At 64.9% G+C, this 13031-nt stretch carries 11 protein-coding genes; 5 read left to right on the top strand and 6 right to left on the bottom strand.

What is annotated here, in order from left to right; translation table 11 throughout:
- Position 1 precedes the first annotated feature (1 nt).
- Positions 2-640: a CatB-related O-acetyltransferase gene (locus ACF8E5_RS22025; RefSeq protein WP_058638908.1), complete on the top strand. Its 639-nt coding sequence runs from the start codon at positions 2-4 to the stop codon at positions 638-640.
- On the opposite strand, the gene ACF8E5_RS22020 is transcribed toward ACF8E5_RS22025, so the two are convergent.
- Together ACF8E5_RS22020 and ACF8E5_RS22015 are read right to left on the bottom strand one after the other, a co-directional pair.
- Positions 617-1825: an acyltransferase family protein gene (locus ACF8E5_RS22020; protein WP_392475805.1), complete on the bottom strand. Its 1209-nt coding sequence runs from the start codon at positions 1823-1825 to the stop codon at positions 617-619. The two genes, ACF8E5_RS22025 and ACF8E5_RS22020, sit on opposite strands and share 24 nt — an antisense overlap.
- A 1-nt stretch (position 1826) precedes the next feature.
- Positions 1827-3683, bottom strand: a complete 1857-nt coding sequence (locus ACF8E5_RS22015; RefSeq protein ID WP_058604010.1) for a bifunctional O-antigen ligase/aminoglycoside phosphotransferase family protein — start codon at positions 3681-3683, stop codon at positions 1827-1829.
- Between the two features lie 146 nt (positions 3684-3829).
- Between ACF8E5_RS22015 and msbA the strand changes: the two genes are divergently transcribed.
- Together msbA and hldE are read left to right on the top strand one after the other, a co-directional pair.
- On the top strand, positions 3830-5635 hold the full coding sequence (gene msbA, locus ACF8E5_RS22010) for a lipid A export permease/ATP-binding protein MsbA (RefSeq protein ID WP_027913984.1): 1806 nt from the start codon (positions 3830-3832) through the stop codon (positions 5633-5635).
- 129 nt (positions 5636-5764) lie between these two features.
- Entirely contained in the window at positions 5765-7186 is a 1422-nt protein-coding gene (hldE, locus tag ACF8E5_RS22005; protein ID WP_023532960.1) for a bifunctional D-glycero-beta-D-manno-heptose-7-phosphate kinase/D-glycero-beta-D-manno-heptose 1-phosphate adenylyltransferase HldE, read from the top strand.
- 72 nt (positions 7187-7258) lie between these two features.
- Here the strand turns inward: hldE and ACF8E5_RS22000 are convergent, their stop codons facing one another.
- The 4 genes from ACF8E5_RS22000 to ACF8E5_RS21985 all read right to left on the bottom strand — a co-directional run bounded on the left by ACF8E5_RS22000 (position 7259) and on the right by ACF8E5_RS21985 (position 10698).
- On the bottom strand, positions 7259-8230 hold the full coding sequence (locus ACF8E5_RS22000) for a metal ABC transporter ATPase (protein WP_197844734.1): 972 nt from the start codon (positions 8228-8230) through the stop codon (positions 7259-7261).
- Between the two features lie 46 nt (positions 8231-8276).
- The gene (locus ACF8E5_RS21995) at positions 8277-9089 is read right to left on the bottom strand and encodes an aldo/keto reductase (protein WP_100850678.1); all 813 of its coding nucleotides are present in this window, start codon (positions 9087-9089) and stop codon (positions 8277-8279) included.
- Positions 9086-10261: an FAD-binding oxidoreductase gene (locus ACF8E5_RS21990; RefSeq protein ID WP_058638912.1), complete on the bottom strand. Its 1176-nt coding sequence runs from the start codon at positions 10259-10261 to the stop codon at positions 9086-9088. The genes ACF8E5_RS21995 and ACF8E5_RS21990 overlap by 4 nt, the downstream gene beginning before the upstream one ends.
- Before the next feature lie 104 nt (positions 10262-10365).
- Positions 10366-10698, bottom strand: coding sequence for a multidrug efflux SMR transporter (locus ACF8E5_RS21985; RefSeq protein WP_058638913.1), 333 nt, complete (start codon positions 10696-10698; stop codon positions 10366-10368).
- Between the two features lie 83 nt (positions 10699-10781).
- Between ACF8E5_RS21985 and ACF8E5_RS21980 the strand changes: the two genes are divergently transcribed.
- Entirely contained in the window at positions 10782-11672 is an 891-nt protein-coding gene (locus tag ACF8E5_RS21980) for a LysR family transcriptional regulator (RefSeq protein ID WP_196186384.1), read from the top strand.
- A gap of 11 nt (positions 11673-11683) precedes the next feature.
- Positions 11684-12955: a lipid IV(A) 3-deoxy-D-manno-octulosonic acid transferase gene (waaA, locus tag ACF8E5_RS21975; RefSeq protein ID WP_196124466.1), complete on the top strand. Its 1272-nt coding sequence runs from the start codon at positions 11684-11686 to the stop codon at positions 12953-12955.
- The last annotated feature ends 76 nt before the right edge of the window (positions 12956-13031 follow it).

The following is a 13031-nucleotide window of genomic DNA, read 5'->3' as shown; positions in this document are numbered from 1 at the left end:
CATGGGCTGGCTCTCGCGCTACCGGGAAAAACGGGCCAAGCGGGCGATTCGCAAGCTGCCGGCCATCGAGCGCGGGCAGGCGCGATTTGCCGCGCGTTACCCCCAGTACGCTTTCGGCGTGGGCAGCTATGGCGTGCCCGAGGTGCACGACTGGCAGGAGGGGACGACGCTGCGCATCGGCGCCTATTGCTCGATTGCCGAAGGCGTGCAGATTTTCCTGGGCGGGCATCATCGGGCCGACTGGGTAACCACTTACCCATTCCCGGCCATGCTGCCCGAGGCATCGGCCATCGAGGGCTATGCCTTCAGCCGCGGTGACGTGACCATCGGCAACGACGTATGGCTGTGCTCCAACTGCACGATCCTGTCGGGGGTTAGCATTGGCAGCGGGGCCATCGTGGCCGCTGGGGCCGTGGTGACCCGGGATGTGCCCGCTTACGCGGTGGTCGGCGGCAACCCGGCCAGCATCGTGCGCTGGCGATTTCCGGAAGCGGTGCGAGAGCAACTGCTGGCCAGCGCCTGGTGGGACTGGCCACCTGCCGAGATTGCCCATGTGGTGGGCAAGCTGTGCAGCGATGACATCCAGGCGTTTCTCGCCTATGCCGAGCGGCGCGCCTCAGGCCTGGTGGGTCGAGCCTGACTTCAGGTTTCCAGGCCTGGCCTGCGGGCGCTGGGCCAGGCGCTTGCCCAGGGCGATACCCGGCTTTTCCAGTAGGAGGAACGTGGCGCTGCTCACGACCACCAGCACGGTGCAGGCGATGGCGATCACGGCCATGAACGCCCCGCGGTCGTCGTAGGTGAACCCGTAAGCGGGGTAGAGGCGATAGGCGAGCCACCACAGCACCAGCCCATGGAGCAGGTACAGGCTATAGCTGATTTCGCCTAGCCAGCGGGCACTGCGCAGGGCCAGGGCGCCCAGTAGGTCGTTGCCTGAGACGATGATGCAGAACACGAGGCTTAGCAGCAGCAGCGGGAACACCGCGAAGGTCTTGTGCAGCACCGTCATTACCAGCACCAGCAAGCCGATGGCCATCCAGGTGCCGTACCTGCCCTTGGCCCATTGCACCAGTGCCGGGCTGCGTACCCAGTAAACCGCCGCAATGCCGCCTGCAAAGCTCATCAGGTATTTCTTTTTCAGCGCATGTTCCCAGCCCACAAGCTTTGCCAGCAGGTACAGGGCGACCACGCAGGCAATGGCCCTCAAGAGCGTACCGCGGTAGACGAACATCAGGCCCAGCAACGGCAGGGCCAGGTAGAAGTAGATTTCGTAGTTAAGGGTCCAGGTCACGTTCGAGATCAGGTTGCCGGTGCCGGCCAACTGGTTGATGTCGGGGCGGTGGAACAGCAGCCAGCCTGAAAGCTGTTGTGCCAGAGCGGTTGGCGTGTCGAGCAGCTTCCAGCCTTGCAGGTAGAACACCGTCACAAGCACTGCAGCCAGCAGGCCGAAATACAGCGGGTACAGGCGCATGACGCGGGAAATGGCAAAGGCTCGCCAATCGAAGGCGCGGCCCTGGCGCACCAGCCTGCTCCAGAACAGAAACCCGGTGATCATGAAGAACAGCGCGACGCTCGCTTGCCCGATCTGGGCGAAGAAGCGTTCGGGGGGCATGTTGATCTGGCCGGTGTGCTGGTAGTGCCAGGCAATGGCGGCATGGTGGATGAAGACCCCGAGTGCCAGGTAGCCCCTCAAGCCATCGAGAGTGGCCCAGCGCCCCGCCACCGGCTCAAGATGGCGCGCCACCCAAGGGCTGCGCAGCAGCAGCCCTGCCAGCAACAAGGCAAGGCCGAACACCAGGAAACTGAGCAGCGGCGCCAGATAGCCCATGTCAGCGTTCCGCTCCCGGGGCCAGTTCGAGCTTTTGGCGCAGGGCGTGGCTCATGGTCTGGCTGGCTGCTGCGCTGTAGCCCTCCAGCAGGGCCTGGACGTTTTCCTCGAACAGCCACTGCTTGTCTTCGGTGTAGCGCTGCATGTGGCGCAGGTTGCGCTGGCGCAGCTCCGCCGACAGCGGCGAAGGCAGCAAGCGCATGTCGGCAAGGTCGATCAGGCCGAATTCGCCGTTGTCCATCAGCAGTACGTTGCCCAGGTGCAAGGACCGGAAGTAGACGCCTTGCTGGTGCAGACGCCCCATGAACCGCCCCATACGCTGCACCAGGGCCCGGCGTTCTGCCAGCGATGGGCAGGCCTGCAGCGCCTGGCGCACGGTCTGGCCTGCCAGGGGGATGTAGCGCACGCCTTGGGTGCCATCGGCGTAGTTCAGCAGCTCCACCACGGGGGGCGTGGGAATGCCTTCGAGTGCCAGTTGCTGGCTGTTCCTGGCAAAGCGGCGCGCGTAGGGGTAGAAGGCGCCGGCGGTGTACCAGGCGCGCGGGCGGAACAACTTCAGGAAGCTGCCATCTTGCAGCAGCAGGACCTTGGGGCCCAGCCCGTCCTCTTCGATGACGCGAGCACCCTCATGCAGCTGCCTGGCCTGCGCCTCGCTCAAGCGGGCGCGGTTGGCCGCCACCAGCCTGCCACCCCGGCGTGCGATATTCAGCCCGGCGACCAGCGCCAGCGGAATCCACAGCAGGAACCAATGCTCCTTGGGCCGCGACAGGATACCGCCGCCCTCGGTCAGACCCGCACCGATGCCAAACACCAGCAGCGCCGAGGCCATCTGCAAGGCAGGGTGGGTGCGGTACTTCCAGCCGCTGTAAAGCGCGTAGACGATCATGCCCAGCCACGGCAGCAAGCCCAGGATGCCCACGTAATACAGCACGCCCATGACGAAACTGTGGGGCTCGCTCAGCAGGTAGCCCACGCCGACATCGATGGACAGGGGCGCGTCGTAGCCATGGCCGATCAGCGGGTGCTGGAGGAACAGGTCCCACGTAATGCGCCAGATATCGAAACGGTACGAGTCGCCGCGCGCCATGATCAACTGCGGGTCCACCACCAGCACCGCGACGATAAACAGCGGGGCGGCCAGGAACAGGGGGATCGAGCGACGGTCCAGGCAGAGCAGGGCGATCCAGTTCACCGCCAGGGTCATGGCCACCAGGGGCGTGCGGGAACCGGTGGCCACCACCGCGGCGAACATGACCGCAAAGGCCGCCATGCACAGCGACACGGTCAACGCCCGCTTGCCGTTGACCGCCATCCACAGCCAGTAGGTCCCGAAGAAACCGTACAGGTGCGAGCTGAGCAGCGGGTTGTCCAGAGCGCCGGCCCCGATTAGCCGGCTGCCCGGGGTGTAGGTGAGCATGAACGTGGTCAGGTCCCGCAGCGTGGCCAGCAGCGCCAGCAGCGCAGCGCCCAGGAACAGCCCCTTGAGCGCCTCGGGTCGGTAACGCAGCATCAGCCCGGTGCCCAGGAACAGCATCAGGGTGTGCAGGGGCCGCTTGATCAGGTTGTCCGCCTGCGCCGGCGAGGGTGACCAGCTCAGGCTGAGGATGGCGTAGCCGGCGAAGGCCACGAACAGCCACAGCAGCGGTTCACGAAACAGGGTTTTCAGTTCACGAGGCCGGACGCACAGCGCCAGCAGGGTCGGAATGCTGAAAAGACCGTAGTACAGCTTGTGGTGCAGGCTGCGTTCGGGCAGGAAGAACAGGGCACCGAGCAGCGCCAGCATGCCGGCCGGCAGCAGCCACAGGCACACGAAATCGAAAAAGCGGTTGCCGGCGTTGTGTAGGCTGCTTGGGAACATGGAGAAAGAGGGCCCAGGTCGAAAGAACGGGCAATGTTAACCCAGCTTTGCGCGCATTGCTGCTGGTAAGCGGCGGGGCCGAGTGGTCCGACGCCGCTGCCAACGTGTGGTAAAGTCAGCACCCCATTTTCAGCATGTTCCGTGATATGACAGACGCCAACGGCTCCCAGAGCCCATCGAGCATGAAGATCTATTTCCGTCTACTTGGTTATGTCCGACCCTACATCGGCGTGTTCCTGCTGAGTATCCTGGGCTTTCTGATCTTTGCATCGACCCAGCCAATGCTGGGCTACATCCTCAAGTATTTCGTCGACGGCCTGTCCAACCCGGATGCCTCGCTGTTTCCCAACGTCCCGCACCTGCGTGACCTGAACCTGCTGCACACGGTGCCGGCGCTGATCATCATCATCGCTGCCTGGCAGGGCCTGGGGTCGTTTCTGGGCAACTACTTCCTGGCCAAGGTCTCGCTGGGCCTGGTCCATGACCTGCGGGTGCAACTGTTCAATAACCTGCTGAGCCTGCCCAACCGCTACTTCGACCAGAACAACTCCGGGCACCTGATCTCGCGCATCACCTTCAACGTGACCATGGTCACTGGGGCGGCTACCGATGCCATCAAGGTGGTCATTCGCGAAGGCATGACGGTGGTGTTCCTGTTCGGCTCGCTGCTGCTGATGAACTGGCGCCTGACGCTAGTGATGCTGGCCATCCTGCCCCTGATCGCCTTCATGGTGGGCCGTGCCAGCAAGAAATTCCGCAAGCAGAGCAAGAAGATCCAGGTTGCCATGGGCGACGTCACCCACGTGGCGTCCGAGACCATTCAGGGCTACCGCGTGGTGCGCAGCTTCGGCGGTGAAGCCTACGAGCGCCAGCGCTTCCTCAAGGCCAGCCAGAGCAACACCGACAAGCAGCTGCGCATGACCCGCACCAGCGCCATCTATACGCCCCTGTTGCAACTGGTGATCTATGTTGCCATGGCCGTTCTGATGTTCCTGGTGCTGTACCTTCGTGGCGACGCCTCGGCAGGTGACATGGTGGCCTATATCACCCTGGCCGGCCTGCTGCCCAAGCCGATTCGCCAGCTTTCGGAAGTCAGTTCGACCATCCAGAAGGGCGTGGCCGGTGCCGAGAGTATCTTCGAGCAGCTCGACGAGCAGCGGGAAGTGGACACGGGCACCGTCGAGCGCGATGCGGTCAGCGGGCGCCTGGAAGTTCGCAACCTCAGCTTCACCTACCCCGGTACCGATCGCCAAGTGCTGAGCGACATCAACTTCACCGTCGAGCCTGGGCAGATGGTCGCGCTGGTGGGCCGCTCCGGGAGCGGCAAGTCCACCCTGGCCGGCCTGATTCCACGCTTCTACCACCACAGCAGCGGCGAGATACTGCTCGATGGCGTGGAAATCGAAGACTTCAAGTTGCTCAACCTGCGTCGACACATCGCCCAGGTCAACCAGCATGTGACCTTGTTCAGCGACACCATCGCCAACAACATTGCCTACGGTGACCTGGCCGGCGCGCCGCGTGCCGACATCGAAGCGGCGGCCGAGGCGGCGTTTGCCAAGGATTTCGTCGATCAGTTGCCCAAGGGCTTCGATACCCAGATCGGCGAAAACGGCGTGTTGCTCTCCGGTGGCCAGCGCCAACGCCTGGCTATCGCCCGTGCGCTGTTGAAGAACTCGCCATTGCTGATCCTGGACGAAGCGACCTCGGCTCTGGATACCGAATCCGAGCGGCACATCCAGGCTGCGCTGGACCGCGTGATGCAGGGGCGCACCACGTTGGTGATCGCGCATCGCCTGTCGACCATCGAGAAGGCCGACCAGATCCTGGTCATGGATCAGGGCCGCCTGGTGGAGCGGGGCACCCATGCCGAGCTGCTGGCCGCCAACGGCTACTATGCCCGCCTGCACGCCATGGGCCTGGATGAGCCGGCCAAGGCCGACATCACCTGACCCTGCCCGCAAAGGGGGCCCAGCGCCCCTTCTGTTTCGGGGTATTCCTCAGCGCGAACTGGCCCTAAAGCCGCCAGCCACGCTGTGCTAATATCCCGTCCCTGTTCACTATTGTCATATGGGTTGCCCATGAAGTTGTCCATGCCGCGTTTCGATCAAGCCCCGGTACTGGTGGTCGGCGATGTCATGCTCGACCGCTACTGGCATGGCGGTACGTCGCGTATTTCGCCGGAAGCGCCAGTGCCGGTGGTCAAGGTCGATCAGATCGAGGATCGCCCAGGCGGTGCGGCCAACGTGGCCTTGAACATCGCCGCACTCGGCGCGCCGGCTTCCCTGGTGGGCGTCACCGGGCAGGACGAAGCTGCCGACAGCCTTTCCAACAGCCTGCAGGCGGCAGGCGTGCGTTCTGTGTTCCAGCGCATTGCGCACCAGCCGACCATCGTCAAGCTGCGGGTCATGAGCCGGCACCAGCAACTGCTGCGCATCGATTTCGAAGAATCCTTCGCCACCGACCCGGTATCGCTCAGCGCAGAAGTCGACGGTTTGCTCGAAGGCGTCAAGGTTCTGGTGCTGTCGGACTACGGCAAAGGCGCGCTGAAAAACCATCAGGCGTTGATCCAGGCTGCACGGGCCAAGGGCATCCCGGTGCTGGCCGACCCCAAGGGCAAGGATTTCTCCGTCTACCGCGGGGCCAGCCTGATCACCCCCAACCTCAGCGAGTTCGAGAACATCGTCGGCCGTTGTGCCGACGAGGCGGAGCTGGTTGCCAAGGGTTTGCAGCTGCTGCAGGAACTGGACATGGGCGCCTTGCTGGTGACCCGTGGCGAGCACGGCATGACCTTGCTGCGCGAGGGCCATCCGCCCCTGCACCTGCCAGCCCGTGCGCGTGAAGTGTTCGATGTGACCGGCGCAGGCGATACCGTGATCTCCACCCTTGCCGCCGCCATTGCCGCCGGTGAGGAACTGCCCCAGGCAGTGGCCCTGGCCAACCTGGCAGCGGGCATTGTCGTCGGCAAGCTCGGTACTGCGGCGATCAGCGCGCCGGAGCTGCGCCGCGCCATCCAGCGCGAAGAGGGCTCCGAGCGCGGGGTGCTGGGCCTTGAGCAATTGCTGGTGGCAATCGACGATGCCAGGGCGCACAACGAGCGCATCGTGTTCACCAACGGCTGCTTCGACATCTTGCATGCGGGCCATGTGACCTACCTGGAGCAGGCACGCGCGCAAGGCGATCGTCTGATCGTCGCGGTCAATGACGATGCATCGGTCAGCCGCCTGAAGGGCCCGGGCCGGCCGATCAACAGCGTCGACCGCCGCATGGCCGTGTTGGCAGGCCTGGGCGCGGTGGACTGGGTGATCAGTTTCTCCGAGGGCACCCCGGAAAACCTGCTGAGCCAGGTCAAGCCGGATGTGCTGGTCAAAGGCGGCGACTACGGCATCGACCAAGTGGTTGGCGCCGACATCGTCAACGCCTATGGCGGCACCGTGAAAGTGCTGGGGCTGGTGGAAAACAGCTCTACCACCGCCATCGTCGAGAAGATCCGCAAGCACTGACAGGGCAGGGCTGCGTGGTGGTCCTCGGTCGTCAGCCGGCCCTGCTAGCGGCGCGCTGCAGGCCGGCTTCGGTCAGGGCTTGTGCAGTGAGGTACGCGCCCGCTTGAGCAGCGCTCGGGCCTTGGCACCGAACCGTTGCAGGTGAGAGGCGCGGGCTGGCTTGGGCTCCACCAGGCCTTGCTGGCGCACCCAGTCCTTCCAGCGTATGCGTTCCTCGTTGACCACCCAGCCCTCCTGCCGCGCGAAGCTTTCGGCCAGGTACAACCCGCGTGTGCTGGCTGGCACCAGTTCGTCTTTCTTCAAGGTATACAGCTCGGCCAGGGGCTGGCCGTCCTGTAGCGGCATCAGGTACAGGTCCGGGCGCTTGCGGTTCAGCCGCGCCACCAACTGGTCACCCTCCAGGCGTTCGTCCACATGGAACAGGCTGAGTTTCTTGATCTCCCTGGGCACTTGCAGGCGCATGTCGTAGATCAGTTGCAGGGAAGCGGTCGGCAGGTGCACGTAGGCCCGGGGCCGTTCCAGCAGGACCAGGTTACCGCAGTAGACCGGGCGGGCGGCACCGGACTGCGGGGCCAGTTGAAAATGCGGCGTCTCACGGTAGTGCAAGGCTGCTGCATAGGGCACCGGTAGCCAGGTGTCGTTGAAACGGCCGCCCAGCCAACCCTCGGTGGTTTCCAGCAGGCATTCCTCGGCCACTTCCTGCACGGCGGTGTGCAACGGCAGGTTCAGCTCCTGGGCGGGCACGTAGCCTGAGATCAGTTTCAGCACCACGTCGCCACGGTCTTGCCGCCGTTGACGGACCAGCACCCAGTAGTAACGGTTCTGCCAGCTCAGCGTCAGGCGCACCGACACACCCAGGTTGGCAAGCTCAACCGCGAACCGCTGCGGATCTGCCACCGCCACCGGTTTGCGACGTTGCTGGGTCTGGGCGAAATTGAGGGGCATGCCGGTGCCCTGGTAGAGAAGGCTTTCGGCCGTGGCCTCGACATGCAGCGGCAGCGTCTTGAAGTTGCTCGGGTTCTTGCGTATCAGCGTTCGCGCCACGTTGCTCCTCCTTGCGACGGCTCACCTGGCGCGTGGCCAGGCAGACTCAATGCTGGCCCAGGATTCGGGCGACGGTGGCCACGTTATGGGCCAGGTGCAACGGGTTGATGGTGCCCACGATAGCACTGCTGACGCCTGGGTGGGCGAACAGCAGCTCGAAGCTGGCACGGACCGGGTCGACGCCGGGTGCCAGGCAGGCATGGCCGCTGGCCAGGGCCTTTTTAACCAAGATGGCCTTGCCGTGCTGCGCAGCGTAGTCGAGTACCGGTCGCTCCGCCTGTTCGTTCAGGTTGAAGGTCACCATGGCGCAGTCGCCTTGCTCCAACGCCTTCAAGCCTCCGGCCGCAGTCTTGCCTGAAAAGCCGAAACCCAGGAGCTTGCCTTCACGCTTGAGCGCGGCCAAGGTCTCATACACTTCCTGCTGCTCGAGGATGGCCAGGTCATTACCGTCGGAGTGCACCAGCACCAGGTCGATACGGTCGGTTTCCAGCCGGCGCAGGCTGCGTTCTACCGAGCGGCGGGTGTGGGCTGCGCTGAAATCGAAGCGCGATTGACCGCCGTCGTATTCCTCGCCCACCTTGCTCACCAGCACCCAGGCATCGCGCTGACCCCGCAGCAGCGGGCCAAGGCGCTCTTCACTACGGCCATAGGCGGGGGCGGTGTCGAGCAGGTTGATGCCCAGGTCGCGGGCCTGGCCGAGCAGCAGCCTGGCTTCATCGTCGCCGGGGATGGTGAAGCCTGAAGGGTATTTGACGCCCTGGTCCCGGCCAAGCTTGACCGTGCCCAGCCCCAGGGGCGAAACCTGCAAGCCCGTGCTGCCCAGGGGGCGATGCAGACCGTGGAGGGTTGGCAGGCTCATGGCAGCAGGGTCTCCCACGCAGGCTGGCCCAGCGGCGGGCGCGGCAAGTCGGTCAGGTCGGCCTGGGCCTGGGGCTGCACGGCGTCGCGTTGCAACTGGCGGATAACCCGATCGCTGAAATCAGGTGCCAGGGCCAGCTTGGTAGGCCAGCCCACCAGCAGCCGTTGCTGCTCGGCAAGAAACGCATTGTCCGGGCGCACCAGGCCGGACTGGGCAGGCTCGGCACGGTCCACCCGCAAGGTGGCCCAGTGCAGCTGGCTTTGATCCACCCAGGGCAGCAGGCTGGCCACTTCTTTCTGTGCCGCGGCGATCTGCTCGGCCGGCTCACGGGCCACCCCATCGGCTTCGGCCAGCTCGCCGCCCAGGTACCACACCCACTGTCCGTCGGCGGCCGGGTGGGTGGTCACCGTCATGCGCGGCTTGGGGCCTGCGCCCAGGCAATGGGCATAGAGTGGCTTGAGGTTGGCCCCCTTGACCATCACCATGTGCAGGGGGCGGGTTTGCATGGCGGGCTGCTCGAGGCCCAGTGCCTGCAACAGGTCCGCGATGCCGGCGCCGGCGCTGAGCACGATGCGCTGGGCGCGGATGTCACGCCCATCCACACGTAGGCCCACCAGCTCGCCATCGTCGCGCAGCGGCTCGATGCGCTCGCCTGCCAAGAGGCTGTCACCGGCCAGTTCGGCCAGGTTGGCCAATAGGCTGGGCACGTCGATCACCAGCTCGGCCAAGCGATAGACCTTGCCCTTGAAGGCGCGGTCTTGCAGCGCCGCAGGCAATTGGTCGCCTTTGACCTGATCCACCCGGCCACGCACCGCCTTGCTGGCGAAGAAGCTGGTGAGGTTGCCGGCCAGGGTGCCTGGAGACCACAGGTAATGCGCATCGGACAGCAAGCGCGTGTGGCGCAGGTCCAGTTCGCCGTTGCCCGCCAAGGCTTCGCGCCAGCGGCGCGGCATGTCGGCAATCGCTTCCGAGGCGCCGGTCAAGGCCCCATGCAGCGCGTACTTGGTCCCGCCATGGATGATGCCCTGGGACTTGAGCGTCTGTGCGCCGCCTACCGTGGCGCGCTCCACCAGCACTGTCGAATAACCCAAGCGGCGCAAGCGGGCATTGAGCCAGAGGCCTGCGACCCCGGCGCCGACGATCAGCACGTCAGTGGAAATGGCAGATGGCATGGCGATACCTCGAAAACTGGGACAGCTGGCAAGTATACAGGCTCAGGATCGGATGCACGGGGTGGCGTGCGTCACGCATCCAGAGGCTGCTGCCAAGGCCCGGCTCAATGCCCCGTGGTCTTGGAGAACAACTGGATCACCACCACGCCGCCGACGATCATCGCCATGCCGAGTATCGCCGGGATGTCCAGCTTCTGCCCATAGATCACCAGTGCTGCCACGCTGATCAGGACGATACCGAGCCCAGACCAGATCGCGTAGGCGATGCCCACCGGAATGCTGCGCACCACCAGCGTCAGCATCCAGAACGCGATGCCGTAACCCACCACCATCAGCAGCAAAGGCAATGGCGTGCTAAGGCCTTTGACGGCCTTCATGGAAGCGGTGGCGACGACTTCGGCGCAGATGGCAATCGCAAGGTAGGTGTAGGCATTCATGACGGTTCTCCATTCGATGGGCGCATTCTAGGCCGTACTCGGATGCGGTAAAGTCATTACCTATCTGGCAAGGAGATAGGTGGATGGCCGAGCAATGGAGTCTGGATCAGCTGCGCACGTTCCTGCGGGTGGCTGAGCTGCGTTCGTTTTCGGCGGTTGCACGCGAACAGCACAAGGCTCAGTCAGCGATCAGCAGCGCCATCGCCCTGCTCGAAGCGGACCTTGGGGTCACCTTGTTCGAACGCAGCAGTGGGCGCCAACCGAAGCTCACCGCAAACGGCGAAGCGCTGCTTGCCGATGCCCGTGAGCTGCTGCGCCAATGCGAGCGCCTGGACGGGCGGGCCCTGGCACTGATGCGTGGCCAGGAAGCACTGCTGCGGGTGGCGCAGGATGAGGCGATGCCGTATCAGCCTGTCATCGACAGCCTGGATGAGCTGGCAACCTGTTACCCCTTTCTGCAAGTGCAACTGGCCAGCGGCGCTCAGGGCGATGTCGCGCGCAAGCTGGTGGAGCGGCGCGCCGACTTGGGGTTGTTCTTTCACCACGAGCGCATACCGGCGTCGCTTGAACGGCGGGCCTTGGGTAGCGTGGAAATGGTCACAGTCTGCGCCGTCGGCCATCCTTTGGCGCAGGCCGGCCGGGTGGACCGACAGCAACTGGCACGCCATCGACAGCTGCTGATTACGCCCCAGCAGAGCGGTTACCCGGGGGGTGAGGCGATCAGCCCGCAGGTATGGCGGGCCGACAGCTTCTATGCCATGGCCGAACTGCTGATGCGTGGGCTGGGCTGGGCCTGGCTGCCGCGCCATGTGGTGCAGTACCCCACCTACCAGGCGCACATGGTAGAGCTGGCCAGCGACTGGCGGCCACCGGCGCTGGTGGTGGAGCTTGCCTGGCGTCGGGACGAACCGCTGGGGCCTGCTGCGCAGTGGCTGGCCGAGCGCTTTGCGGTGCATTTGCGTGCGATCGGGTAAACTGCGTCGCCATGAACAGAACCCTCTACACTTTGCTGTTTCACCTGGGCCTGCCCTTGCTGGCGCTGCGCCTGTACTTGCGCGCGCGCAAGGCCCCTGCCTACGGCCGCCGCCTCGGTGAGCGGTTCGCCTTCAGGCTACCGGCCATGCGCAAAGGCGGCATCTGGGTGCATGCCGTCTCGGTGGGCGAAAGCATTGCAGCCGCGCCCATGGTGCGCGCCCTGCTCAAGGCCTACCCTGAGCTGCCGATTACACTGACGTGCATGACGCCCACCGGGTCGGAGCGTATTCGCGCCCTGTTCGGCGATGAACCCCGGGTCCAGCATTGCTACTTGCCATATGACCTGCCGTGGGCGGCAGGGCGCTTTCTCGACCATGTGCAGCCAAGGCTGGGCGTGATCATGGAAACCGAACTCTGGCCCAATCACATCCATCAGTGCGCCAGGCGTGGCATTCCCGTGGCGCTGGCCAACGCGCGCTTGTCAGAACGCTCGGCCCGTGGCTACGGGCGGTTTGCCAGGCTGACCCGGCCCATGCTGGCCGAAATGAGCCTGATTGCTGCGCAGACCGAAGTCGAGGCCCAGCGCTTTCTTGCACTCGGAGCGCGTACTGGCTGCGTGCAGGTGACCGGCTCGATCAAGTTCGACCTGAAGATCGATGAGCACCTGGTGCCGCGGGCCCAGGCCTTGCGCCAGCAATGGGCCGCCGCTTCGCGCCCGGTGTGGATCGCCGCCAGCACCCACGATGGCGAAGATGCCCTGGTCCTGCAGGCGCACCGGCAGTTGTTGCAGGTGCATGGGGATGCGCTGTTGATCCTGGTGCCCCGGCATCCGGAGCGCTTTGAGGCGGTCCATGCCTTATGCAGCCAGCAGTTTGCCACGGTGCGTCGCTCCACCGGGCTGCCGGTGCTTGCACAAACCCAAGTGCTGCTGGGCGACACCATGGGTGAGTTGCTGTTCTTGTATGCCCTTGCCGACATGGCGTTCGTCGGCGGCAGCCTGGTGCCGACTGGCGGGCACAACCCGTTGGAACCGGCAGCCCTGGCGCTACCGGTGCTGATGGGGCCGCACGTGTTCAATTTTCTCGAGATCAGTGCCATGTTGCGCGAGGCGGGCGGGTTGCAGCAGGTCGATGACGCCCAGGGGCTGGCCGGTGCCGTGCAGCGGCTGGTCGAATTACCGCAAGATGCCCGGCGCATGGGTGAGGCGGGCAGGGCGGTGATGAGGGCCAATCAGGGGGCGTTGCAGCGCTTGCTCGAGGGGTTGGAAAAGTTGATGCCCTGAGCTCACCACGGGGGCGATGGCTGCGGTTGCCGTGATCAGGGGGGCCGCTTTTGCGGCCCATCTTGCAGTTCGGACA

This window comes from Pseudomonas sp. WSY_20, assembly GCF_043104335.1.
Lineage (GTDB): Bacteria > Pseudomonadota > Gammaproteobacteria > Pseudomonadales > Pseudomonadaceae > Aquipseudomonas > Aquipseudomonas parafulva_B.
This window is presented reverse-complemented; position numbering and strand designations above follow the sequence as displayed.

What these genes read in the sequence shown, in the direction of transcription:
- ACF8E5_RS22025 (WP_058638908.1), top strand. Translation starts at nt 2, where the DNA reads ATGGGCTGGCTCTCGCGCTACCGGGAAAAACGGGCCAAGCGGGCGATT.
- ACF8E5_RS22020 (WP_392475805.1), bottom strand. Translation starts at nt 1,825, where the DNA reads ATGGGCTATCTGGCGCCGCTGCTCAGTTTCCTGGTGTTCGGCCTTGCC.
- ACF8E5_RS22015 (WP_058604010.1), bottom strand. Translation starts at nt 3,683, where the DNA reads ATGTTCCCAAGCAGCCTACACAACGCCGGCAACCGCTTTTTCGATTTC.
- msbA (WP_027913984.1), top strand. Translation starts at nt 3,830, where the DNA reads ATGACAGACGCCAACGGCTCCCAGAGCCCATCGAGCATGAAGATCTAT.
- hldE (WP_023532960.1), top strand. Translation starts at nt 5,765, where the DNA reads ATGAAGTTGTCCATGCCGCGTTTCGATCAAGCCCCGGTACTGGTGGTC.
- ACF8E5_RS21995 (WP_100850678.1), bottom strand. Translation starts at nt 9,089, where the DNA reads ATGAGCCTGCCAACCCTCCACGGTCTGCATCGCCCCCTGGGCAGCACG.
- ACF8E5_RS21990 (WP_058638912.1), bottom strand. Translation starts at nt 10,261, where the DNA reads ATGCCATCTGCCATTTCCACTGACGTGCTGATCGTCGGCGCCGGGGTC.
- ACF8E5_RS21985 (WP_058638913.1), bottom strand. Translation starts at nt 10,698, where the DNA reads ATGAATGCCTACACCTACCTTGCGATTGCCATCTGCGCCGAAGTCGTC.
- ACF8E5_RS21980 (WP_196186384.1), top strand. Translation starts at nt 10,782, where the DNA reads ATGGCCGAGCAATGGAGTCTGGATCAGCTGCGCACGTTCCTGCGGGTG.
- waaA (WP_196124466.1), top strand. Translation starts at nt 11,684, where the DNA reads ATGAACAGAACCCTCTACACTTTGCTGTTTCACCTGGGCCTGCCCTTG.